The organism is Brevibacillus reuszeri, from assembly GCF_001187725.1.
Classification (GTDB): domain Bacteria; phylum Bacillota; class Bacilli; order Brevibacillales; family Brevibacillaceae; genus Brevibacillus; species Brevibacillus reuszeri.
Genome location: NZ_LGIQ01000005.1, coordinates 573,352 through 598,889, shown reverse-complemented (window position 1 = coordinate 598,889; position 25,538 = coordinate 573,352). Strand labels below are relative to the sequence as shown.

At 49.3% G+C, this 25,538-nt stretch carries 21 protein-coding genes; all 21 read right to left on the bottom strand.

Annotation, left to right across the window (positions count from 1 at the left end):
• Positions 1–66 precede the first annotated feature (66 nt).
• The gene (locus ADS79_RS06375) at positions 67–1,659 is read right to left on the bottom strand and encodes an N-acyl-D-amino-acid deacylase family protein (protein WP_049737572.1); all 1,593 of its coding nucleotides are present in this window, start codon (positions 1,657–1,659) and stop codon (positions 67–69) included.
• A 26-nt stretch (positions 1,660–1,685) separates the two neighbouring features.
• Positions 1,686–3,281, bottom strand: coding sequence for an ABC transporter substrate-binding protein (locus tag ADS79_RS06370; RefSeq protein WP_049737571.1), 1,596 nt, complete (start codon positions 3,279–3,281; stop codon positions 1,686–1,688).
• 29 nt (positions 3,282–3,310) lie between these two features.
• Positions 3,311–4,912 (bottom strand): N-acyl-D-amino-acid deacylase family protein, encoded by a 1,602-nt coding sequence (locus ADS79_RS06365; RefSeq protein WP_049737570.1) that lies wholly within the window; start codon positions 4,910–4,912, stop codon positions 3,311–3,313.
• 35 nt (positions 4,913–4,947) lie between these two features.
• Positions 4,948–5,862 (bottom strand): ABC transporter ATP-binding protein, encoded by a 915-nt coding sequence (locus ADS79_RS06360; protein WP_236699929.1) that lies wholly within the window; start codon positions 5,860–5,862, stop codon positions 4,948–4,950.
• A 52-nt stretch (positions 5,863–5,914) separates the two neighbouring features.
• Positions 5,915–6,934, bottom strand: a complete 1,020-nt coding sequence (locus tag ADS79_RS06355; protein WP_049737569.1) for an ABC transporter ATP-binding protein — start codon at positions 6,932–6,934, stop codon at positions 5,915–5,917.
• A gap of 21 nt (positions 6,935–6,955) precedes the next feature.
• Positions 6,956–7,852 (bottom strand): ABC transporter permease, encoded by an 897-nt coding sequence (locus tag ADS79_RS06350; RefSeq protein WP_049737568.1) that lies wholly within the window; start codon positions 7,850–7,852, stop codon positions 6,956–6,958.
• A 14-nt stretch (positions 7,853–7,866) separates the two neighbouring features.
• A complete protein-coding gene (locus ADS79_RS06345) occupies positions 7,867–8,817 on the bottom strand; it encodes an ABC transporter permease (RefSeq protein WP_049737567.1) in 951 nt (316 codons plus the stop codon).
• A 58-nt stretch (positions 8,818–8,875) separates the two neighbouring features.
• Complete coding sequence (locus ADS79_RS06340; RefSeq protein ID WP_049737566.1) at positions 8,876–10,192, bottom strand: helix-turn-helix domain-containing protein; 1,317 nt, start codon at positions 10,190–10,192, stop codon at positions 8,876–8,878.
• Between the two features lie 196 nt (positions 10,193–10,388).
• Positions 10,389–11,327: a hypothetical protein gene (locus ADS79_RS06335; protein ID WP_049737565.1), complete on the bottom strand. Its 939-nt coding sequence runs from the start codon at positions 11,325–11,327 to the stop codon at positions 10,389–10,391.
• A gap of 143 nt (positions 11,328–11,470) precedes the next feature.
• A complete protein-coding gene (locus ADS79_RS06330) occupies positions 11,471–12,790 on the bottom strand; it encodes a (Fe-S)-binding protein (protein ID WP_049737564.1) in 1,320 nt (439 codons plus the stop codon).
• The gene (locus tag ADS79_RS06325; protein ID WP_049737563.1) at positions 12,783–14,198 is read right to left on the bottom strand and encodes an FAD-linked oxidase C-terminal domain-containing protein; all 1,416 of its coding nucleotides are present in this window, start codon (positions 14,196–14,198) and stop codon (positions 12,783–12,785) included. Before ADS79_RS06325 ends, ADS79_RS06330 begins: the two co-directional genes overlap by 8 nt.
• A gap of 47 nt (positions 14,199–14,245) precedes the next feature.
• On the bottom strand, positions 14,246–15,154 hold the full coding sequence (gene murQ / locus ADS79_RS06320) for an N-acetylmuramic acid 6-phosphate etherase (protein WP_049737562.1): 909 nt from the start codon (positions 15,152–15,154) through the stop codon (positions 14,246–14,248).
• 42 nt (positions 15,155–15,196) lie between these two features.
• A complete protein-coding gene (locus ADS79_RS06315) occupies positions 15,197–16,165 on the bottom strand; it encodes an ABC transporter ATP-binding protein (RefSeq protein ID WP_049737561.1) in 969 nt (322 codons plus the stop codon).
• Positions 16,162–17,136 (bottom strand): ABC transporter ATP-binding protein, encoded by a 975-nt coding sequence (locus ADS79_RS06310; RefSeq protein WP_049737560.1) that lies wholly within the window; start codon positions 17,134–17,136, stop codon positions 16,162–16,164. The genes ADS79_RS06315 and ADS79_RS06310 overlap by 4 nt, the downstream gene beginning before the upstream one ends.
• An 18-nt stretch (positions 17,137–17,154) precedes the next feature.
• Positions 17,155–18,375 (bottom strand): serine hydrolase domain-containing protein, encoded by a 1,221-nt coding sequence (locus tag ADS79_RS06305; protein ID WP_049737559.1) that lies wholly within the window; start codon positions 18,373–18,375, stop codon positions 17,155–17,157.
• A 38-nt stretch (positions 18,376–18,413) separates the two neighbouring features.
• The gene (locus ADS79_RS06300; protein WP_049737558.1) at positions 18,414–19,247 is read right to left on the bottom strand and encodes an ABC transporter permease; all 834 of its coding nucleotides are present in this window, start codon (positions 19,245–19,247) and stop codon (positions 18,414–18,416) included.
• A gap of 15 nt (positions 19,248–19,262) precedes the next feature.
• The gene (locus ADS79_RS06295; RefSeq protein ID WP_049737557.1) at positions 19,263–20,204 is read right to left on the bottom strand and encodes an ABC transporter permease; all 942 of its coding nucleotides are present in this window, start codon (positions 20,202–20,204) and stop codon (positions 19,263–19,265) included.
• A gap of 70 nt (positions 20,205–20,274) precedes the next feature.
• Entirely contained in the window at positions 20,275–21,819 is a 1,545-nt protein-coding gene (locus ADS79_RS06290; RefSeq protein WP_049737556.1) for an ABC transporter substrate-binding protein, read from the bottom strand.
• 25 nt (positions 21,820–21,844) lie between these two features.
• Complete coding sequence (locus ADS79_RS06285) at positions 21,845–23,065, bottom strand: anhydro-N-acetylmuramic acid kinase (RefSeq protein ID WP_049737555.1); 1,221 nt, start codon at positions 23,063–23,065, stop codon at positions 21,845–21,847.
• 297 nt (positions 23,066–23,362) lie between these two features.
• Entirely contained in the window at positions 23,363–24,205 is an 843-nt protein-coding gene (locus ADS79_RS06280; RefSeq protein WP_049737554.1) for an aldo/keto reductase, read from the bottom strand.
• Positions 24,202–25,419 (bottom strand): MFS transporter, encoded by a 1,218-nt coding sequence (locus ADS79_RS06275; protein WP_049737553.1) that lies wholly within the window; start codon positions 25,417–25,419, stop codon positions 24,202–24,204. Before ADS79_RS06275 ends, ADS79_RS06280 begins: the two co-directional genes overlap by 4 nt.
• Positions 25,420–25,538 lie beyond the last annotated feature (119 nt).

Below are 25,538 nucleotides of genomic sequence, written 5' to 3'. Positions count from 1 at the left end.
CCTCGCAACGAAAAAGCCGTTCGGCGGAGTACCGAGCGGCTTTTGACTTTCCCTATTCACTTGACATTACGATTGACGGATAACGGTTCCACAAGTCACACCGGTAAACTGCCCATTCGCTATCGCCACCTGCCCGTTCACAAGCACATGCCGTATACCGACAGACTGCTGTAACGGATAGTCATAGGTCGCCTGATCCACAATCGCAGTTGGGTCAAAGACAACCACATCGGCCCGGTATCCCTCGCGCAGAAAGCCTCGATCTCGCAGACGCAATAGCTGTGCAGGTGCGCTCGTCATTTTTCGGACAGCTTCCCAGATCGGAAAGGCCTTTTTCTCTCGTGAGTAATGTCCCAGCACACGAGCAAATGATCCGTAGAGACGTGGATGCGGCTTTCCACCGAATACTCCATCGGAACCGACCATTTGCAGTGGATGCCTCATGACTCGTTCGACATCCTCCTCATTCCCCCAGTGAATAATAATCATGACCTCACCCTCTTCTTCAAGCAACAGGTCAAATGCTGCGTACGCAGGTTCGGTCCCTTTTTGCTCAGCCAATTCACGCAGGCTCAACCCTTCCAGCTTCCGGTTCCCTTCAGAGGAGACTGACGCAATAACGAGATTGCCCCAGCCATTGTTTCGAACCGGATTGTCGTATTCTCCGCTGTGTAAGATCTCTTCCGTCGCCCGCTTCCGCATCTTTTTATCACCCAACCGCTCAAGCATTTTGGGGACACCCCCATCATGCATCCATGGCGGCAAAATCGCATGTAAAAAAGTAGATGCTGCGGCGTACGGGTATTGATCAAACGTAATCTCGATTCCCTCAGCACGTCCCCGCTCCATTTTCTCCAAGGCGATGTCCAGCTTATCCCGGTTTCGTTCGCCGCATACTTTAAAATGAGACACATGCAGCCGAACACCTGAGATGCGAGCTGCGTCGATCACCTCGTCTAAAGCCTCCACCGAATCATTGCTTTCGTTGCGAATATGCACGACGAAGCAGCCATCGTATTTGGCAGTACCCCTGCAGATTCCAACCAGCTCCTCTTTATTCGCGTAGACACAGGGTGGGTATTGAATGCCCGATGACACTCCGAATGCTCCTTGCTGCATCCCCACCTCCACCAGCTCCTGCATGGAAGCAATTTCTTTTGGTGTAGCCTCCCTGCCTTCGAAGCCCATCACTATGGAACGGATATTTCCATGTGGGACGAGATAGGCGACATTTCCAGCCATTTGGGTATTTTCCAGGAAACGCAAATATTCATCAATGCTATTCCATGGCCACTCTCCGATATCGCCGTTGACTCTATTCAATTGCTTTCTCCATAAAGGCTTCGTTTCCGGCGTAACAGGGGCAACAGAGACTCCATCCTGCCCCGCCAGCTCGGTAGTAATTCCTTGCATTACCCTGATGCTGTGAATATCAGGCCTTGTACACCACAAATCGGAGTGAACATGCGCATCAATAAATCCGGGAGCTACAACGAGGCCAGTAGCATCTATTTCCGTATTTCCTCTCGCTGATCCTAAATGGGCTACGCTCGGAATCACGCCATTTTTTATGCCAATATCGAGTCTCGTCCATGGAGTTCCTGTGCCGTCGCAAACCATACCGTTACGGATGATGAGATCATACGTGTTTTCTGCCATTTTTCACTTCACTCTTTTCGCGCAATCTATTGGACAGACACATTCCAGAATGGAGAATCCATGAAGTATTGATAGCCTTTGACATAATTCCGATGGGCAGCCAGTCCATGCAAATCACCTAGCTTCACACTCGGGAGGTCTTCCCAGTACAGCGTCTGGATCTTATCAAAAATCGCTTTTTGATCTTCAAATTTGATCGTATGGCGAAGCTCGTCTAGCAAAGCATCCATCTCGGGATTGTTGTACCAGCCGGGCCATTTGTTACGAGAATCCAGGTACAAGGTTTGAACTGGGTTGGTGTACGTAGGAAATCCGGTAAAGAAGATGTTCCATTTCGTTTCATCCGAACGCTTGCTGACCATAGTAGGCCAGTCGTATAATTCAAAATTGACTTTGACACCGATTTTTTCGAGATGATCTTTGACCATCAGGGAGCTTTTATAAATATAGTCGTAATCCTTTGTCGTGATGATGGTGACCGGCTCTCCTTTGTATCCAGCTTCATTCAGCAGCTTCTTGGCCAATTCCGGGTTCTTTTGATTGTATTTTTCCTTCCCCGCATCTGAATGCCACGGCTGCTCCGCAAACATCAGACTATGGTCCAGACGGAAGAAATCCGGGTTTCCGGTTATTCCGATCATGATGACTTCCTGATCTAGTGCCGCATTCACCGCTTGCCGTGCCACAGCGCTTGAAAACAAGCCTTGCTTCTTGTTGAAAATCAGACCGACATACTTTTGCGGCTTCGCGACGACTGTCACCAAGTTCGGGTCGGCTTTTAACTGCTCGTAATTATCGTAGGGAAGCTCATCCGCAAAATCGTATTCTCCTGATTGCAGGCCAGCAACCCGCGTTGCTGCATCTGGAACGGTGTGGAAGTAAATACGATCTACCTTTGCTTCCTTTTTCCCACCAAGTCCATTGGCTGGCTCGGACAGTGCTTTATAATCGGCAAACTTCTCCAGAAGAATGTACTGATCTTGCTTCCATTCCACAAATTTGAATGGCCCAGTGCCAATGTATTCTTTTACCCCTTCTTCTGTAGCCGCATCGATGACTTCCTTCGGCATGATGACAGCACCTTGCTGGGGAAAAGCCAGGGATGTGAGCAACGTGCCGGACGGTTTTTCTAGCGTAATGACTACCTTGTCATTTTCCTTTGACGAGATCGTCGCACCCACCAGCGCAGTTTTTCCATTGGGAGATAGCTCCTTCCATCGATTGAGGGAGGCGATTACATCCTCGACACCTAATGTCTTTCCATTGTGAAAAGTAATGCCCTCCCTAAGCGTAAACGTCACTTCTTTCCCGTCTTCACTTACTTCAAAAGACTTCGCTAGCATTGGCGTAGGTTTATAATCTTTATCAAGTGTGACAAGTGGCTCAAAAATATGCCAGCCTACCTGAAGGGCAACGGTCGTCGATGTTTTCACCAAATCAATCGAAGGTGGAGAAACGGACAAGGCTACACGCAGCTCATTTTTGTCCTTGGGCACTACCTCAGCCTGCTCGTTAGTTTGACTCGAATGGTTTGCCGATGGTGAGGAAGAAGAACATCCCAAGAGCGATAGCGTGACACTCAGTACCAATGTCAAAAGAATTCCGACCGGCTTTTTGATCATGGAAAATCCCCCTATCTTTATTCGAATACTCAGGTAATTTTCAAGCTGATCTCTTCCCTACGAATCACTTTTCCTGCCGTCTTGCCAGTAAAAATCGAGTTGTTCACAGCCATTTCTCCATTCACAAGCACATAGTGGATACCGATCGGTTCAAGAAGCGGTTCCTCATATGTCGCTTGATCCGCCACTGTGTTCGGGTCAAAAATCACAATATCAGCCCAGTACCCTTCAGCGATGTATCCTCTGTCCTTTAATCGGAGCAATTGAGCAGGGGCGCCCGTCATATGGCGAATCGCCTCTGACATCGTGAGAATCTGTTGTTCGCGGACAAAGCGTCCAAGTATTCGCGGGAAGGTTCCGTATAGTCTGGGATGCGGTTTTCCTCCAAAGATTCCGTCCGACCCGACGATTTGCAACGGATGTCCCAGAGCATTGGTGATATCCGCTTCTTCTCCCCAGGAAATAACCATTGTGACCCCCGCATTTTCTTCCAAGAGCAGGTCAAAGACCGCATCAGCAGGCGATGTTTCCCGCATAGCCGCGATCTGAAGCAGATTTTTTCCTTCTGCTGCGCGGTTTTTCTCGGTTGTCACGGAGGCGATGACAATATTTCCCCAGCCACAACTCTCCACCCAGTTTTCAAAATCATGGTTGTGGTCAAAGTCAGCTTTGATCTTGCTGCGAATATCCTCGTCCTTTAATTTGGCAAGCAGCTCTTCCGTTCCCCCGTCATGCATCCATGGAGGCAGCAAAGCGTGCAGTACCGTCGAGCCGGCGGTGTACGGATATTGGTCAAATGTAACCTCAATTCCTTCAGCCCGAGCCTGATCCATTTTTTCGAGTGCCTTTTGAAAGCTGGCGCGGTTTCTTCGCCCAATGACTTTGAAGTGAGAAATATGGAGACGAACACCCGAGCCGCGAGCCACATCAAGCATCTCGTCAATCGCTTCGAGGATGTGGTTGCTTTCATTGCGCATGTGGACGACGAAGCAGCCATCGTATTTGGCAGCACCTTTACATATTTCGATCAGCTCTTCTTTGCATGAATAGAGATTCGGTGGATAGATAAGTCCTGAGGATAGCCCGACTGCCCCCTGGCGCATTCCTTCTTCTACGAGCTCCCGCATTTTTTGCATTTCCTCATTTGTAGCTCTGCGTCCTTCAAACCCCATCACCAGTGTCCGGACAGCACCATGCGGAACCAGATAGGTAACGTTGCCCGCTAAAGCAGATTCGCTTAAAAAATCGAGATATTCCTCAATCGAATGCCACGGCCACTCTCCGATGTCTCCGTTCAATCCGCGGAGCTGCTTTTGCCATAACGGCTTCGTCTGGTCAGTGACTGGTGCAACAGAAATGCCGTCTTGACCGAGCAGCTCCATCGTTACGCCCTGGAGTACTTTTATTTTGTGAATGTCCGGCTTGGTGCACAACAAGTCCGAGTGAACATGTGTGTCGATAAAACCGGGAGATACAGCCAATCCTTTTGCGTCAATCTCTACCTTCGCTTCCTGCTCATGGAGCTTGCCTAGCTTGACGATCCTTCCATTCTTGATTCCCACATCCAAATAGGTCCACGGATTACCTGTCCCGTCATACACCTGCCCATTGCGAATGATCATATCCAGCATTGTCATTACTCCTTTCTTCTTTTCAAATCCATTATTTAAATGAGATGACAGGCGACACGATGATGTTTGGCTAATTCTCGCAAAATCGGAACCTCTTTCTTGCAGGTCTCGATCGCTTGTGGACATCTCGGATGAAACACACAGCCACTCGGTAGATTGATGGGGGAAGGCACATCGCCGGAAAGGACGATCCTTTCTCTTCTTTTCTTTGGATTCGGTTCAGGGACTGCTGACAGCAATGCCCTGGTATAAGGGTGCAACGGCTCGGAGAAAAGAACATCAGTAGGAGCTTCTTCTACCAAATGTCCCAAGTACATCACACCGACACGATCAGAAATATGGCGGACAACACTAAGGTCATGTGCGATAAACAAGTAAGTAAGCTCAAAGTCTTCCTGCAATTGCTCCAGGAGATTAAGGATTTGAGACTGAATGGATACATCAAGCGCAGACACCGGTTCATCACAAACGATAAAAGCAGGATGCACCGCCAGTGCCCTCGCCAACACGATCCGTTGTCTTTGTCCGCCTGAAAACTCATGCGGATATCGGTCGTAATGCTCCGGCTGCAGACCGACTTTTCGCAAAAGCTCCAAGACCGCTTCTTTGTGCTGTTTCGCATCCCCGATGTTGTAGATACTCATTGGCTCCTGAATGGCTTTTCCAATTTTTTTACGGGGATTGAGTGCCGAGTATGGATCTTGAAAAATGATCTGCATCTCTTTTCGGATGCTTCTCAGTTCTTCCTCAGAAAAATGGGTCACTTCTTTGCCCCGATAGCGTACACTGCCTGACGTCGGTTCAAGCAAGCGCAGGATCATGCGGCCTGTGGTACTTTTTCCACATCCTGATTCTCCTACCAGTCCATATGTTTCACCTTGGTAGATCGTCAAGGAAAGGTCGCTGACCGCTTTTACGTAGGATTTTTCTCCGAAGTAGCCTCTTTTCATCGGGAAATGCTTGACGAGATTGGATGCTTGCAAGAGTGGCGTTTCCTTGACCTCATTGGTTTCCAATTGCAATGCCGTTCCCTCCCCCTATACCGATTCTTTCATGGTGCCAGCACCTGACTTTATGCCCGTCACCCACCCCAATTAAATCTGGTGAATGATGCCTGCACTTTTCATCGGCAAACGGACACCTTGGGGCAAAACGACAGCCTGCCGGAATCTGGTGCAAAGACGGGACCATCCCTTCAATCACATGCAGCTTTTCTCCCCGTTTTCCGTCAATTGTCGGAATCGATTTCATCAGACCGATCGTATACGGATGCTTTGGATTCTCAAACAATATCTCCACAGTCGCTTCCTCTACGATTTGCCCCAGATACATCACGAGAACGCGATCACAAACCTCCGCAACTACACCCAGGTCGTGAGTGATAAGCATAATTCCCATCTGCAATTGCTCTTGCAAACCTTTCATCAAGTCAAGAATTTGCGCCTGAATCGTAACATCCAGCGCTGTCGTTGGCTCGTCCGCAATCAACAGCTTCGGGTGACAGCACAGCCCCATCGCGATCATCACGCGTTGCCTCATCCCTCCTGACAGCTGATGCGGATAGTCGTTTACTCTTTTTTCTGGAGAGGGTATCCCGACCAATGAAAGCATTTCGATCGTTTTCTCAAACGCCTCTTTCTTGGACAATTTTTGATGCAGCATAATCGACTCACTGATCTGATTGCCTACTGTGTACACGGGATTGAGAGAGCTCATAGGGTCCTGGAAAATCATAGAGATTTGGTTGCCGCGAATCTCTTGAAGCTCATTCATGGACGATGTGAGCAGCTCTTTTTGCTCAAAAAAGATTTCGCCTCCCAGCTTTGTTCCACTATGCTTACGGAACAATCTCAGGATCGATAAGGATGTAACACTTTTCCCGCAACCCGACTCCCCAACCAGTCCGACTGTTTCCCCGGCGTTCACATGAAAGGAGACTCCGTCGACAGCGGTTACCTCCCCGAGCTCTGTAGAGAAGCTCGTTCTTAAGCTTTTTACTTCCAAGAGCGGCACATAAACCATCCCCTTCCCGGCTGACAGCGCTTATTTTTTCGCCTTGTTTGTATGTGGGTCCAATAGATCACGGAGACCATCTCCAAGCAGGTTGAGTCCAAGAACAGTCATCATGATGGAGACGCCAGGAAATACGGTCATCCACCATGCTTGCTTCATGATTGTCCTGCCATCATTCAAAATGTTTCCCCAGCTTGGCTCTGGCGGTGGCGTTCCCGCACCCAAGAAGCTAAGTGACGCCTCGGTGATGACGGCATACGCAAAAATAAACGTGGCTTGGACGATCAATGGAGACAAACAGTTGGGAGCGATATGCAGCCAAATGATTCTCCACGACTTCCCACCGAGTGCGCGAATGGCTTCAATATAAGTCTGTTCTCTCACGGTAATCGCTGCCGACCGGATTGCACGGGCGACGGTAGGTATATAGACGACACTCAGCGCAATAATGACATTGCTCATTTTGGGTCCAAGCGCTGCAAGAATCGCAATCGCAAGTAAAATCGCGGGGAATGCCATTAAACCGTCATTGATCCGCATCAAGAAGTTATCCAACTTTCGATAGTAGGCTGAATATAGTCCGAACATCAGCCCGACAACCGAAGTAATCATGACAACCGAGAATCCGACTCCCATCGATATCCGGCTTCCGTATACAACCCGGGTGAATACGTCTCTTCCGAATTCATCAGTGCCGAACCAGTGACTTGTGCTCGGCGGCTTTAACCGCTCTTGTACATTCATCTCAATTGGATCATAGGAGGTGAGCAAAGGAGCGAGGATACAAATCATGGTGATGAGTAAAACCAGGATGCTTCCGGATACCGCCAAACGGTTTGCAAAGAAGCGGTTCACAACAATTTTTGCGTGATGCATTGGAGGTGTAGCAGACCCAGTTCCCACCATCGTTACAGAAGATGTTTCCATTCATCCATCCTCCTTTAGCTTTTGTCGTATCGCACACGCGGATCGATGTACGCGTACAAGATATCCACAATCAAATTGATGAACACATATGCAGCCGCAATCATCAGTACGGTCCCTTGGATGACCTCGTAATCTCGTCTTAATACAGAGTTGACGATTAATTTGCCAATCCCAGGAATGTTGAACACCGTCTCGGTTACGACAGCTCCGCCAATGAGTGTCGCAAAGGATAGCCCAATTACTGTGAGGATCGGGATGAACGCATTACGTAGTGCATGCTTGTACGTCACGATCCACATCTTCAAGCCTTTCGCTTCGGCTGTACGTATATAGTTTTCACCCAGCACCTCCAGCATTGAAGATCGGGTCATACGAGCGATCAGCGCTCCTTGCATAATGCCCAGTGAAACGGCTGGCATGATCAAGTATTTCAAATGGTTGACAATCCCGCTGGATAGCGGCTGATAGCCCGCAGCAGGCAGCCAGTTAAACTGGACGGCGAAAAGCAAGATCAAATTCAACCCGATCCAGAAGCTCGGGAGCGAAATGCCGAGCATGGCAAATGTCATAAAGGATTGGTCCATCCAGGAGCCTCGTCTATTGGCTGCCATTATCCCAAGTGGTATCGCAAACAAAATCGCGATGATCTCTGCCAGAATCGTCAAGGAAAGTGTCGGCCCCAAATGCTCCGAAATTGCCTCAGTTACAGGCATATCCATAAAGATCGACCAGCCTAAATCTCCTTGCAGGATACCGATTATCCATTGAAAAAACCGAGTGTATATGGGAAGCGTCAAGCCCAGCTGCTCCCGTAAATTTGCCAGCTCCTCTTCCGTTGCTTGTGACCCTAGCATGACAGAAGCAGGATCGCCCGGCGTCAGGTGAATAATAATAAAATCCACAATTGCTACCACAAAAAGCACAGGCAGTAATGACACGATTCGCTTTAACAAGTAGCCCCCCATATACGCTTGCCCCTCCTTGCATAAATTGAGTGCGGTATCCAATCGCAAAATCAGTGTTTCACATTTGCAATTTCAACTCATACATTTGCCTGGGCCTTCCTTTACAGAGCGGCTGCTCTTCGCCAATGATTTCAGCTAGCTGACTTTGCTCTAGCTTGCTCAGAATCCGCCTGGCACTGCGTAATGAAACGCCAAATCGATTGGCCAAATCTGCGGCGGTAATTTGTGAGCTCCCATAATTTTGGCAAAACGAGATGAGTTTGTTTATCGTTCCGATACTAAGGCCTGATTTGCGTGCAGCATTCAATCGCTGCGGGTCATTGCTTCGGAGGGAGTATGCCAGATGAAATTCTTTCCCAAGCGGACCGACCACATTTCCGTCGTGCATAGCGATAAAGCAGCTTCCGCCATCACCGAGTTTTGCTTTTGACAGTGCTTCCGAGGCTTTGCTCTGCGCCTCGTTCGCGGTACGTCCCAACCCGATTCCGATACTGGCGGATATATTTAAGCGGTGGTCAATTCTCTCCAAAAGGGGAAAGCGGGTGAACATGCTTGTCGTTCGCTCGATTACCCCGCGAGTCGTAACAAAGATGACCTCATTTCGATCCGGCCAATTCATTAATGCCTGAATTTCTTCCCCGTAATCGATCAAAATTTCTTGAATCGCGATTTTTTTGCGCTGCAGCTCGTATTCGGAGGCACTCCACTTTTTCACGATATTTTCGATATTAATGATGCCTATCGCGATTTGCGTGTCCGTTAACTGAAAGTTCCTTCCTTCGATTTGCGCTCGCTGTAAGCCATCCTGAATCGTTGTTTTCGTAGGAGTAACCCGATAGCAGGGGACTCCAAGTCGCGTCAGCTCCCAATAAACAGAGGCCACACAAGTAAAAATCGCATCCACCTTTTTGCTTGTCCACAAATCGTAATGAAACCGAAGAATGTCTTCTGCGCGCTGATTGAGCTGATATTCCATCGCATACATGTGATCGACATGGATCGATAGCTCATCCAATCTCTGCTCCACCTCTTCCAAATTCAAAACGTCGATGCTAAAGCGCAAACGCCTTTCAGAAAAAAGGGTGCCGCTTTCTCTCAGTAATTGAAAGAATACACGGTAAAGGCTCGTTCCATTGTAGGGCAAATAAACCATAGGCTTCGGATCGCCAATATGCTCACGAGCGATTTGGTACGGAATCGGACCGGCAAATAAAAAAACATCGATCTCATCTTTGCATTGAAGGACGATATGTTTGACTTCTTGAACGTCTTTGTAACCGATTGGAAGCACCGCTAAGGCTGGATACGTTGCTGCAATACACAATACCTCGTCAAGCAAATCATAAGGACCTATCACTGCAACTCTGATTTCCATCGTACCCTACCACTTCCTCCCCTATTTTTTACCCTCCGCATAAACTTTGCGTAATATTCAAAAAATTCTTTCCATCATCATACATTCGGTCATCTTACTATGCAATTTCCGTTAGTTGTCCGTATATTCTGCTTCTGAATGAGAAAAAAACGCGGGGAGCGCCCGCGTCTTTTTACTGGATATTCATGCTAGTTGATCAAGCATATTCAATCAAATCAAGTGATTTGTGGCGAATATCACCCAGCTCTGTCTCCACCACTTTCCTTTCCACTAGCAGCTCATCCTGCAGTTTTATGACCTTCTCCATTTTATCCTTCGCTTGCTGCAGCGATGTGGAAATACGATCCTGAACAATCCAATCGGTAATGATGTTGTCGAAGAAAAAGTCCGCAAAGGTCAGCATTTCGCCAATGTCGATCTGAATTCGGCTTTCGCGCTGGACGTCATACAGCTCCCGCTCAAATCTACGCAGGCTTTTTTGCGCCTCATGGACTGCGTCACGAGCTTCGTTAATCCTACTGTGCTTGATATAGGTGGACACTGCTCCTCCACCGAGCATATCCCACGCTCCCCAGGAGCTTGCCGATTTCAGCTTGTCGATCGCTTTATCCAAATGCTGTATCGTTGCTCGTCCCGCTTCAAGTGCTTCGTCCAATTCCTTTTGGCTTGCTTCGAGCTGTGATTGCTGCTCACTGTATTCTCTTAGCACCCTCACCAGATCGGGGCGCTTTGCCTGAATCAATCGCTCCTTTTGCAGCAATAGGTCCGCGTACTCGCTTTCCACGTCTGACATGCGAGAGAGCTGCTCCTTTGTCGTCGCCATTTCTTCTTCCAAGTCCTTGACAGTGGCAAGCACTGCTTCGTATTTGATTTTCGCCTGTAGCAGCTCTTCTTTTTCCTTTGAGAGCTTTTCATCCTTTTTTCCAATCAGGCTATAAAAAAATGCACCAAAGGACATCCCCATTAACTTATCAACATCTTGCTGTTCAGACTGGAGCTTTTTATGTAGGGTTTGGAGCTTGATCACTTCTTGCTCGTGCTGCTCTCTCAGCTTTTTGCTATTATGCTCTCTGTGCAGCTTCTGGCGCAGCTCTACTTTTTTGGCTGCCAGCCGCTCATTTATCTCTTGAAACATCGATAACACTCCCCCTCTATCTCTCCTTTTTTATACGTCTGGCAGTCCGATTTCGTTTCAAGTATCTGGAACCTGCTGGAAGAAAAAAGCCCTTGCTATTCCGGTTTCATCACGGTTTAGCCAGGACTGGTCATCAATCACGATTATTTTGTTTGCAGCTGTGCATCTTTTCCACTCTGCACGCGCGCCAGCAAATCTACCAGATGGACAGCCTCCATCTTTCCTTCCAGACCAGCACGCTGGATACCTGCTTTCATTTGCAGCAGGCAGCCCGGATTGGAAGTCACGAGAATATCCGCCTGGGTCGCTGCTACATGCTCCATCTTTTCATCCAGCAGGCTTCCCGCCATTTCTGGCTGCACGAGATTGTAGATACCTGCTGAGCCGCAGCAGCGATCGCCTTCACAAAGCTGTACGTAGGTGGCACCAGGAATGCTTTGCAGCAGGCTCACCGGCTCCTTCGTCACCTTCATTCCATTGCGCAAGTGACAGGAGGATTGATACGTTACCCGCTGCGGCAGCGCTTGCCATGTCTGCGGCTCTACCAAATCACTTAATACCTCACTGATATCCTTCACGCGTGAAGAGAACCATTTTGCCTGTTCATGCCACTCATCGTCCTCTGCCAGCAGATGATCATACTCCTGGAGCAAGGCTCCACAACCGCCTGCATTGGAGACGATGATGTCTACATCTGCTTTGCGGAATGCAGCGATATTTTTCCTTGCCAGCTCGCGTGCTCCTTCTCGCTCGCCGCTATGCGCATGCAGTGCGCCACAGCATACCTGATCGGGAGCGATGACTACTTCACAACCGGCTTCGGTCAATAGACGAACGGTATTGAGATTGGTTTCACTGAACAGCACATCCATGATGCAACCGTGGAACATGCCGACACGCATCACCTTCTCACCGACTGCTGGAATCACTGTAGCCCCGAGAAGCTCACGCGTTCCTTTCCCAGAGGCTTCTGGCATGATCGCTTCCATCTCACGCAATTGCTTTGGCATAATGCGCATGACACCCATCTTGCGAACCGTTTTTTGCAGACCTGAGCGCTGATAAAAACGCAGCAAGCTACCTAGCTGATTCATCCGCTTCTGGTGAGGGAACAGATGCGTAAAAGCTACCTTGCGCATCGAGCTTACCCACCATGGATGCTCTTGTACGTCTTCGATCGCTTCATGCGTTTGCTCAATCAATTGTCCATACGGGACACCCGCCGGGCAAACAGGCTCACAGGCACGGCACCCGAGACAAAGATTCATTTGGTCGATAAAGTCTTTATCCGGCTCCATCACACCATCCGCTACGGCCTTCATCAGAGCGATGCGCCCACGCGGCGAGGCTGCCTCATACCCGGTTTCGCGAAAGGTCGGACACGCTGGCTGGCAAAAGCCGCAGCGCATACAGTTGGACAGTTCATCGTAATCCAGTTTATTTATGAGCGCTTCTTTAAGCACGATTAACCACCACTCTGTTCCGCGATTGCTTCGCAAACATCTTGTCGGGATTCAGAAGGTTGTGAGGGTCAAAGGCATGCTTGATACCCTTCATGACCTCCATGCCAGCTGCTCCCACTTTCCATTCCAAGTAAGGCGCCTTGACGATTCCAACACCATGCTCGCCGGTAATCGTTCCACCGAGATCGATTGCTGCGGCAAAAATTTCTTCGAAGGCATGCTCGACCCGCTCGATCTCTTTTTCGTTACGCGCATCCGTCATACAGGTCGGATGCAAATTGCCGTCACCTGCATGACCAAAGGTGCAAATCTGCAAGCCGTAACGGCTCGTAATTTCCTGGATAGCAGCAACCATCGGCGCGATTTGCGCACGCGGCACAGTCGCATCCTCCAAAATCGTTGTCGGACGCATCCGGGACAAGGCAGCAAGTGCACTGCGTCTCGCCGTCATAACGTCATCCGCTTCCTCTGGTGTCGTTGCGACTTTAATCTGAACCGCTGCGTTATTTTCGCAAATGGCTGCGATCCGTTCCATATCCTTGTCAACCGTCTGAGGTTCTCCGTCCTGACCGATCAAAAGAATGGCGGCTACATCTGTTGGCAAACCTATCTTTTTAAAATCCTCAACCACACGAATCGTTCCCTGATCCAAAAACTCCAAGGTTCCCGGGATGATCCGATTGGCAATAATGTCCGAAACCGAGCGTGCTGCCTGATCCATATCAGCAAACATCGCCAGCATGACCCGTTGCGATAGTGGCTTGGGAATGAGCTTAAGGATCGCCTGTGTAATAATCGCCAGTGTGCCTTCACTGCCTACGAGCAGCTTGGTCAGATCGTATCCGGCTACATCCTTCATCAGCTTGCCGCCGGTGCGAATGATCTCACCGTTTGGCAGCACAGCTTCCAGCCCGAGCACATAATCCTTGGTCGTTCCGTATTTCAATCCGCGCAGCCCACCGGAATTAAGAGCGATATTTCCGCCGATGGTCGAAATCACCATGCTTCCCGGGTCTGGAGGATAAAACAATCCACGCGCTTCTACTGCCTGATGAATATCAACCGTCCGCACCCCTGGCTGAACGGTAATCGTCAAGTTTTGCTCGTCGATCTCCACAATCTGGTTCATCCGGGAGAGGACAAGTACGATTCCACCACTAACAGGAATTGTCCCTCCGCACAAATTTGAGCCTGCTCCACGGGTCACAATCGGAATCTGGTGATGAGCTGCTACCCGCATCACCTGCTGCACCTCTTCGGTACTTTTTGGCAAAACCACGACGTCTGGCAATGCTTGCTGCATCGGTGTGGCGTCATACGAATAGGCAACCAGCGATTCCTGCCGATCGAGACAATGTTTTTCTCCGACGATGGCTACAAGCTCGGAGCGTATCGATTCTGACAACATGGGAATCCCTCCTCCCTGTGAAATCGAAATGATTTGGCTACAAACGTTTAACCGAACTGCTGAATCGCTTCCCGAATTCTTCCATTGGTTACATTCAACAGACGCATTGCTTCTTCCCTGCTCGCACCAGTCAATTTCATCAGGATCGCTGTCTTGGCGTCTCCTTCAGCCAGCTCGGACAAACGCTCTGCTTCGGCGTAGCTCACACCGGTCACTTCCATGACAATCCGCTTTACGCGTTCTTTCAGCTTGAGATTGGTCGCCTGCACATTCACCATCAGATTTCCATACACCTTGCCCAGTTTAATCATCGTTGCTGTTGTGAGCATGTTGAGCACCAGCTTTTGGGCTGTCCCTGCCTTGAGTCTCGTTGATCCGGTCAACACCTCAGGGCCGACCACAACATTGATCGCTACATCTACACCTTTGTTGATAAAAGATGGCTGGTTGCAGGATAGCGCAATCGTTTTGGCCCCGATACTCTGTGCTTCAGCCAATATGCCGAGTACATAGGGGGTTCTGCCGCTAGCCGCAATACCAACAACAACGTCTGCTTTGGTCACTCCGTGCTTGTGGATATCCTCTTGTCCCAGCTCAAAGGAATCCTCCGCGCCTTCTACCGCACGAATCATTGCTGATGGACCACCCGCAATGATGCCCTGAACCAGCTCCGGGTCTGTCCCAAAGGTAGGAGGGCACTCGGAAGCGTCCAAGATTCCCAGACGTCCACTCGTACCTGCTCCGAAATAAAAGAGTCTTCCTCCGTTCTCCAGTGCGTGTGTGATTACTTCTACCGCTTCAGATACGTGATCCAATACACGCTCAACTGCATAGGGAACTTTTTTATCTTCATCATTCATCATTTGTACGATGCCCCGGGCACTCAACCGATCCAGGTCCTTGGAGCTTTCGTTTTTTCCTTCAGTCGTTAATTGTTGCAAGTTCTCCAGCTTCATGCTCTGACGAACCTCCTCTTAATGTACTAGCAGCCTTTTTTCTTACGCGTGATCCAGATGGCAAGAAACATAATGGCCAGCTGTCACTTCTTTAGCTGCAGGAGCAACCGTTTTGCAAATCTCCATACAATGGCGGCAGCGTGGATGGAATGTGCAGCCAGATGGCGGATTTGCAGGACTAGGCAGATCTCCCTCTAAAATAATTCTCTGAGTCGTCAGGTGCGGATTAGGGACAGGTACTGCCGAGAGCAAAGCCTGTGTATACGGATGGGTTGGCTTCTCATACAGCGAATGCTTGTCAGCCACCTCAACCACTTTGCCCAAGTACATGACAGCCACCCTGTCGGATATATGGCGAACGACACTGAGGTCATGAGAAATAAACAAATAGGTGAGCTTGAATTCCTTTTGCAAATCTTGCATCAGATTCAGGATCTGCGCCTGAATGGACACGTCCAGCGCTGATACTGGCTCATCGGCAATAATCAGCTTCGGACGTAAAATCAATGCCCGTGCGATCCCGATCCGCTGGCGCTGTCCTCCCGAAAATTCATGCGGAAATCTGTCCAGCTGCTGCTTGGATAGCCCGACGATGCCAATCATCTCTTCGACCTGCTTGCGGCGCTCTGCCGGGGTACCGATTCCGTGGATAATGAGCGGGTCCTCCAATAGCTGGCCGATCGTCTTGCGAGGATTGAGCGATGCAAACGGGTCCTGAAAAACAAGCTGCATATTTCGTCTGGCACGGCGCAGCTCAGCTTCGTTCAATTTGCGAATATCCTGACCCTCAAACAAAATTTCTCCGTCAGTCGGCTCAATCAAGCGCAAGATACAGCGACCCGTAGTCGATTTCCCACAGCCAGACTCACCCACAATGCTCACGGTTTCACCAGGATAAACGGTCAGATTGACACCATCTACAGCGCGCACGACCTTCTCCTGACCGAAAAAACCTTGCTTGCTTTTGAAATGCTTGGTCAGCGAGTTGACTTCGAGCAATGGTTTTGTCATTGTCCTTCCTCCTCACGATACAGCCAGCACCGGCACTTTTGCGTGTCTGAGACAGGCAGCAGCTCAGGATTTTTCTCGCGGCAAATGTCCATCACAGAAGCGCAGCGTGGCGCAAACCGACAGCCCGCAGGCATCTCGCTAAGCAGTGGAACCGCACCCGGAATGGCGTCCAGACGCTCCTGATTGATGTTGACACTCGGCATGGACTTTAATAGTCCTCTGGTGTATGGATGCTTCGGATCATCGAACAGCTGTCCCACTGTGGCTTCCTCAACAATTTGTCCAGCGTACATCACGATGACGCGATGACACATTTCCGCGACGACTCCGAGATCATGTGTGATGAGCAGGATCGAAGTGCCTTGTTCGTTACGCACCTTTTTCATCAATTCCAATATTTGCGCCTGAATGGTCACGTCCAATGCCGTTGTCGGCTCGTCGGCGATCAACAGCTTGGGTGAACAAGACATCGCCATCGCAATCATCACACGCTGACGCATACCCCCAGACAGCTGGTGCGGGTACTCCGAGAAAATTTCCTCCGCACGCGGAATACCTACTTGCCCTAGAAGCTGAACCGTCTTGTCTTTTGCTTCTTGCTTGGACAAGCCCAGGTGACGTCGCAACGGCTCACTGATCTGCTTGCCGATCGGATGCAAAGGGTTAAGGGAAGTCATCGGCTCCTGAAAGATCATCGCAACCTGATTCCCGCGGATTGCTTGCATTTGTTTATCTGAAAGCGAAAGCAGCTCTTGCTCCTGAAAACGGATGCTGCCTGTCATCTCTACATTTCGTCCCAATAGCTGCATGATCGACATGCTGGTCACGCTTTTGCCGCATCCTGATTCGCCGACCACCCCGACGGTTTCTCCCGGTTCGACGCTCAAGCTGACGCCCTCGATCACGGTCAGTTTTTTGCCTGCTTGTTTAAAAGATGTTCGCAAATCTTTGATCGTAAGCATTGCTGCCATGGGTACTCCCCCTTTTCATTAGGATGTGCCGACAATTTTGAAGCCTGAAAAAATCTGGTTATGGTGAGCGAGCCTCCAGGAACCAATCAATGGACTTACCTCTGGATGCACGCGATTGGTCAGCGTAAGAATGGTCACTTCTCTGGCCGGGTCTGACCAGATTGACGTGCCGGTAAAGCCTGTGTGCCCAAAACCGCTCGCTGATACCACATCTCCTCCGGTACAGCCTGCGGCGATTTGCTCGAGTGATCCACCTGTAGAGGAAACGATCCAGCCCAACCCTCTGCGGTGTACAGACGGGTCTGTGAGTGAGCGAGTGGACAATGAAAATAACGTAGGATCAATGCTCACAGGAGCATCGTTTGTCGTCCATATCTGCATGTAGCGCTCTGTATCAGCCAAGGTGGAAAACAGTCCGGCATGCCCACTGATGCCTCCGAGACCATAGTAAGCATTGCAATCGTGTACGGTTCCACTGATGATGCCTTTTCGCCAGTTATAGCTGGCCAGTTTTTGTTTCCATTCCTTTTCAAAGAGTGGTTGTCCTGCTGACAGCTCCGCCATATAGCCCGCTGCCATATTGCGCTCAAAGGAGTTGCCTTTTTCCGTCAGGGCAATCGTCCATTCAGCACTGCCAGCTTGCGCCTGCGGCACGTAACTCGATTGCATCATCCCGCTCGGTTGAAAAATCAGCCGTTTGGCGAGTGTATCCAGTTCTTCGTCCCAAATTCGTTCGAGCAGAAAGCCGAGCAGCATATATCCTAGATCGCTGTAGATAACAGCCCGCCCCGGAGCATCTGTCATTTGTTCATGAGCGATCAGGCGAAGATACTCACTCTTGCCCGCTCCGAACAAAAAGAAGGGACGCCACGCTGGTAAACCGGATGTATGGGTCAAGAGGTGAATCACCTTGATCTTCTCTTTGCTCTCTTTGTCCTCTCCTTCTGCCAATTCAGGCAGGTAGGTCATAACCGAATCTGTTAACGAGAGCTTGCCTTCCTGCACACTGATGAGGATCAGCGGCAGCGTAACCATCACTTTTGTCAAAGAAGCCATATCGTACACGGTATGAATATCTACAGGCTGAGCATCGGGACCGTTTCCTGTCATGCCCTTGCAAACGGTCAGGGCTGACTTGCCCCCTCGCAGAACACTGACTGCGCCCCCTGGAAATATTCCCTGGTGAATGCCGCTATCCAAGCTACGTTCTATACGTTCCCTGATCTGCTCTGTATTCATTGCTTCTCCTCCACGCTGTAAATCCTTTTTGGGCTACCTTACTTACTCCGATGACGTGGGTCCAGAATGTCGCGAATCGCGTCTCCGAACATATTGCATGCCAGAATTGTCACCGTCATGGCGATACATGGCCAAATAATCATGCCAGGAGCAAGCTCCATGTAACGACGTGCTTCGGAAATCATGCCACCCCATGAAGGGTCTGGCGGCTGGATACCAAGTCCCAAGAAGCTGAGCGCCGATTCGGTCAAAATGGCACCCGAGATTGCGAGCGAGGATTGAACCAGCAGTGGTGCTGTTACGTTCGGAAAAATTTCCAGGAACAAAATACGCTTTGTGCTCGCCCCAATAGCTCTGGCGCTTTCTACGTATTCGAGGTTTTTGATCGAGAGGACAGCGCCCCTCACTGTGCGTGTAAAGATCGGGATATTCACAATACCGATCGCCATAATCGTGTTGAACGTACCAGGTCCAAGTGCGGCCACAATCGCCAATGCCAGCAAAATTTCCGGAAAGGCAAAGAGCACGTCCATGACACGCATAATGAAGCCATCGATCCAACGACCGAAGTACCCTGCAATCAAACCAAACAATGTACCAAAGGCCACGCTAACCAGTACGGCAGAAATCCCGACAACCAGCGATACGCGCGCTCCATAAATAATTCGACTCAAAAGATCGCGCCCAAACTGGTCAGTTCCTAACAAAAAATCACCAGAGCTGCCTTCCATCCGATGGTCCTGAAACATTTCAGTTGGGTCATGCGGAGCCAAGACCGGTGCCAGCGCTGCTGTCAAGCAAAGCAATGCCAGCAATATGGAGCAGAAGACGGCTGTTTTATTCGTCAAAAAACGCTTACGAAAAGTGCTCATGTCGCATTCCCCTTGTCAATACTTGATACGCGGATCAATCCAGGTATAGATCAGGTCGATGAGCAGATTGACCAGGACAAATACCAGAGCGACGAAAAGCACGCCTCCCTGCACCACCGGATAATCACGCTGATAAATACCCTCCAGAATGTACTGGCCAAGGCCAGGAATCGAAAACAGCTGCTCTACGATAACGGACCCGCCAAGCAGGTATCCGATTTGCATTCCCGCAATCGTAACAATCGGAATGGAGGAATTACGAAACGCATGGCCCATCACGATGGTCCATTGGCTGTTTCCTTTTGCCCGCGCCGTACGAATAAAATCTTTGTCCATCGTTTCTAAAAAAGCAGAACGTGTCATCCGCATGACACCTGCCGCTACTACAATTCCCATCGTTATCGCTGGCAAAATAAAGACTTTGAAAGCCTCTACCGGGTCTTCCCAGAAGCTGACAACATCAATTGGCGGGAACCAGCCGAAATAGAGGGAAAAGCCCAGCAAAAGCAGTGTTCCAATCGCAAAATTCGGTACAGAAATTCCTAATAATGTGGCAACACGTACGACGATATCTGTTTTGGAATGGGCGCGAATCGCCGACAAAATACCAAACGGGATCGCCAATGCCCAACCGATCAAAACGCCAAATACTGTCAGTTGCAATGTGATTGAAAAACGTTTGAGGATCTGCGGCAAAATATCTTCGCCAGTATGAACAGATACCCCGAAATTCCCTTGCAGCATTCCTGTAATCCAACTCATGTATTGACTCAGCAATGGTTGGTCCAGACCCATGCTTTTATTCAGAGCCGCAATCGCTTCCGGTGTGGCATTGGTCCCCAGCATGATAGAGGCTGGATCACCTGGCACCAAGTGCAGGATCGTAAAGACCAATACGGAAATGCCAAACAGGATGGGAATCAAGCTGGCGACGCGTTTAAGTAGATAAGACCCCACTTTTTTTCCCTCCATATTTAGAAACTTGGCTCCGCCTAGCAACTGGCGGAGCCGTAAATAACTCGTACTATTACTTGATAGATGTTTTGGTCAGAGAGTACACTTCACCTGCTGCTGTCGGTGTGAAGTCGATATTGTCACGAACAGCATAGTAGTTTTTCGGAGAAGCCAGGAACAGGTTCGGTGCGTCTTGAACCAGCATCATTTGTGCTTCTTCGTACAGTTTTTTGCGTTCTGCTTGATCTACTGTGGAGAGTGCTTTTGCTACCAGCTCGTCGTATGCCGGATTGGAGTAGTTCCAAACGTTAGCAGAGCCAGTTGTAGAGAAGAAGAAGCGCATGGAACGGTCAGCATCTACACCGGAAGTGTTGCGTCCAACCATCAGGTTCATATCTTTGGATTTCCATGTATCAATGTAGTTACCCCACTCAAGCTGGTTGATTTTCGCATTGATACCGATTGCCTTAAGCTGTTGCTGGATCACTTGTGCTGTTTCTACCATGTCTGGGTACGTAGCTGCTGTTTCAATCTGGGTTTCGAAGCCATTCGGGAAGCCTGCTTCAGCCAGCAATGCCTTTGCTTTTTCTACATCGGTTTTGTAGCTTGGGTAAGAAGCTGTATCTACTGCCCAGTTTGTGAGCGCAGGTGCGATTGGTCCAGTCAGAGCCGCTTCGCCTTTCCATACGGTTTGAACGATTTGATTACGGTCAACCGCATAGCTGATCGCTTCACGAACTTTTGGGTTGTCAAACGGTTTTTTGTTCACGTTGATACCCAGGTAGCTGTACTCGAGGGATTGATAGTTTTTCACCTGTACGCCAGGCTTGCCTTCCAAAAGCTTCGCGGAGTCAGCAGAAATCACACTTACGTCGATTTTGCCGGAGCGCATTGCTGCCAGACGCTCTGCTTCATCCTTCATGATTTGGAATTTGATAGTTTCTACTTTTGGCAAGTCTTTATTGAAGTAGTCCGCATTTTTCTTCAGAAGAACATACTGGCCAGACTCAGCCTTTTCCAATTTGAATGGCCCTGTACCGATTGCTTCCTTGGTCAGGTCAGTAGATCCTGCTGGAACGATAGAAGCATACGCACTCGCTGTGTTTGCGATGAACGCTGCATCTGCATTTTTCAGCTTGAATACGACAGTCGTCGCATCTTTTGCTTCAATAGATTCTACGGAAGAGAAGTACGATTTTGCGATCGCTCCCGTATCTGGGTTCAGAATGCGCTCGAAGCTGTATTTTACGTCTTCAGCTGTCATGTCTTTGCCGTTGTGGAATTTCACACCTGCATGCAGGAACATGGTGATGGTTTTGCCATCCGGTGCAATCTCCCATTTTTCTGCCAGGCTCGGAACGATTTCCATGTTGTCATCCAGCTTGGTCAAGCTGTCATAAATCAGTGCATACACACGCACACTGGATGCCGCTGGAACCTTGTGCGGGTCATAGCCCACTGGCTCCTGCTCAGCAGCAACAATCAGCTCCGTTTTTGCCGAAGCAGCTTGTCCGTCTTTTGGCTTGGCTTGGTCAGCCGGAGCAGTTCCTCCACCGGAACAGGCGGAAAGCATGAGGGATAAAGATAGGAAAAAGCCTGCCAACACTCGTTTTTTCACGATGGTACCCCCTACAGTATTCTAGTTAAAAGCATATATTTCCTAACGGTACGGCCCTTTTCGCTCCTGTAACAGAAGGAACATTGGAAGGACGTCCCATTAGTGTCTCATGGCCCAAAATGGCAAAAGCAACTGCTTCCTTCGCGTCATCCGGCATGCCGAATTGCTGTGTCGTCGTGACGGTTATTTCTGCCGGCAATCGATCTTGCAGCATGCGAAGAAGAGTCTGGTTATGAGCGCCTCCACCGGAGACAATCACTTCCTCCACTTTGGTAGTTGGTAAAACGAATTGCTTGTACGCATTAGCTATAGAAGTAGCGGTCAAGGCAGTAACGGTAGCCAGCAAATCAGCTTGACTGATGCCGAGCTGTGTCGCTTGGGCCAGCAGCTCCTGTGCAAAAGCTTTTCCGTATACTTCCCGACCTGTGCTTTTTGGCGGTTGGATCTGGTAATACGGGTCTTGCAGCAGACGGTCCAGCAGCTCTTGTGAAACGGTGCCACTCCCTGCAATTTCTCCCCCTGCATCGTAGCGCAATCGTCCCTTGGTCATGACCTGTACGATTTGATCCATGATCATGTTACCAGGCCCTGTGTCGAATGCAACGACTTTTTCAATACTCTCTCCAGCAGGAAGTACCGTGACATTTGCAATCCCGCCGATATTTTGCAAAAGCCTTCCTTTTTGAGGGTCACGGAACAAGATGTAATCCGCATACGGCACGAGCGGTGCACCTTCGCCATCCGCCGCCAGATCTCGGGCTCGGAAGTTTCCTACCACCGGAATTCTTGTGCGTTCCGCCAGTGTAGACAGCTCGCCGATTTGCAGGGATGCTCTAACCTCAGTCATTCCCGTAGGTCCTGGAAACGGTGTACGTCCTGCGATATGCCAAATCGTTTGACCATGCGTGCAAACAGCATCGACTTCCTCAGCTGTTACATTGGCCTGCTTGATCAACTGCTCGACCGCATGCGCATACCACTCGGATAATCCATAGTGCACAGCTGTGAGCTGATCCAGTCTGGCAGTCTCGACACTGCACAGGCTCATCACCCATTCACGCAGATCCTCTGAATATGGCATATAGAAAAAATCGCGGAGTGTAACGTCAGCAATCTCTCCTTGCTCATCAGTGCGAATCGCAACCAATGCTGCGTCAATTCCATCCAGGGATGTGCCAGACATAAGGCCAATGAGCAGATGTTCACTCTTTGTGCGATAATCTAGTAAATTTGCTGGTTGATTCAAGTCATCGCCCCCCATTTGGGATTCGAGAATAGTAGAAATATTCATTGTGTTTCCGTTTTCATTATATGTAATAAAATTACGTCAGTCAACTTAATAATAGTAAACTTTATTTCTTTTTTGGCAACAATTATTCTCTCATCCCTGTGAGCGGAATAGAGAAAAAAGGAGCTTTGGTTGTTTATCGTTCAAGAATGAACAGTGAGAAGTCATGCGAAGACAACGGATTGGAATTCATTTCCATTAAAATCCAGGCACAAAAAAAGGACGCATTGCACGTCCCTTTTTGTCTTTCTTCTATTAGAAGTCAAAGTTATCCGGGTCTGGACCTACACGGTGATTTTCGTTCAGGGCATCGATCTTCTCCATATCTTCAGCTGTCAGCTCAAAGGTAAATACATCCGCGTTTTCCTTGATCCGTGGTTCCTTCGTTGATTTTGGAATGGTTACGACGTCGTGCTGCAGGTCCCAGCGCAGGATGACTTGGGCGATCGATTTTTCATGGCGTTCCGCGATTTCTTGTAGCACCGGGTTATCCAGAAGCTGTCCCTGCATCAGTGGAGACCATGCCTCTACTTGAATCCCCTCTTGCTGGCAAAAATCACGAAGCTCTTTTTGCGTCAGGCGTGGGTGGAATTCTACCTGATTGATCATCGGTTTGATTTCGGCATCCTGCATCAAGTCTTGCAGGTGATGGATCTGGAAGTTACTTACGCCGATTGCTTTTACTTTGCCTTCTTTATATAGCTGCTCCAGAGCGCGCCATGCATCTTTGTATTTACCAGCTACTGGCCAGTGAATCAGGTACAGGTCCAGGTAGTCGAGTCCGAGCTTTTTCAGACTGAGTTTAAAGGCAGACAGTGTAGACTCATAACCGAGGTCTGCATTCCATACTTTTGACGTCACAAACAGCTCTTCTCTGCTGATCCCTGTTTCCTTGAGTCCCTGTACGATACCTTGCCCAACGCCTTCTTCGTTACCGTAGATCGCTGCTGTATCAATGCTTCTGTAACCATTTCTGATCGCTGCCTGTACAGCATGAACCAGCTCTGGTCCTTCTTCCACTTTAAATACACCAAGTCCAAACCACGGCATTTTTACACCGTTATTCAATGTAGTTGTTGCTTGCAGATGAGTTGTCATGATAGTTGTGCCTCCTGTTTATTGTTATAAGCTTGCTTTGAGCCTTTTCGCTCCAGCATTTGACTCCACCCTGTGAGGATAACCGCGCCCATCACCATGAATCCTCCAATCCATGTCGTATGGATCAGACCGATCGAATCTGTGATGATTCCACCCAGATAAGCACCGATTGCAATACCAGCGTTGAAAGCGGCGATGTTTACGGCAGAAGCCACATCCTTCGCGCTTGGTACGTAGCGTTCAGCCAAGATTACGACGTATACCTGCAATCCAGGCACGTTCATAAAAGCCATAAGCCCCATGAACATAATTGTGATCAAGCCGGCAATCGGGAATGGTGCTGTAAAATATAGGATGAACAGGACGAGAGCGTGCACGATAAACATGCGAAACAAGGAAGACAGCGGATTTTTATTGGCGACCTTCCCTCCAATCACATTACCGATTGCAATGGCGATCCCGTATACGAGCAGAATGACTGCGATTGCTCCACCAGAAAAGCCGGTGATACTCTCCAGCATTGGGGACAAATAAGTAAAGACGACAAACGTCCCACCATATCCCAGCGCAGTGATCAGAAACATGAGGACAAGACGGCCATTCGTCACCAGCTTCAGCTGATCGCGGACTGTAGTTCGTACACCTTTTTGCAAACGGCTAGGAATGAGTATGCTATTAGCAAAAAGGGCAATCAAACCAACAACGGCAATGGCGACAAAAGCAAACCGCCAGCCAACCTGCTGACCCAAATACGTTCCCAGCGGCACACCCGTTACTGTGGCAACTGTCAGTCCTGTAAACATCATGGAAATGGCACTGGCTCGCCGATTCTCGGGGACCAAATCCGCTGCAATAGTGGAGCCGATCGACATGAAAATTCCGTGGGACAATGCCGATACGATCCTTCCCACAAGCAGCACGCCGATACTTGTCGATGCTGCAGCGATACTGTTTCCGATAATGAAAACGATCATGATCCAGAGCAATAATTGCTTGCGTGATACTCTGGACGTTACTGCGGTGAGAACTGGTGCTCCAAATGTAACTCCCAATGCATATAAAGTAACGGTCAATGCTGCTGTAGTGACCGGAATCTGCAAATCATTGGCGATCAGTGGCAGCAGACCCACGCTGATAAATTCGGTTGTTCCAATAGCGAAAGCACTCACTGCCAAAGCGAGCAGGGCTAATGTGCTTCGATTTGTTTCCTTCACGAGGTATCTCCTCCCCCTTCATCAATTTGAGTATGGTGTTTACCAGCTGGCAAATGCTATTATGGATGATAGGGTAGATATTGAAAAGTACACACTTTTAAGTGCCATAGATACTAATA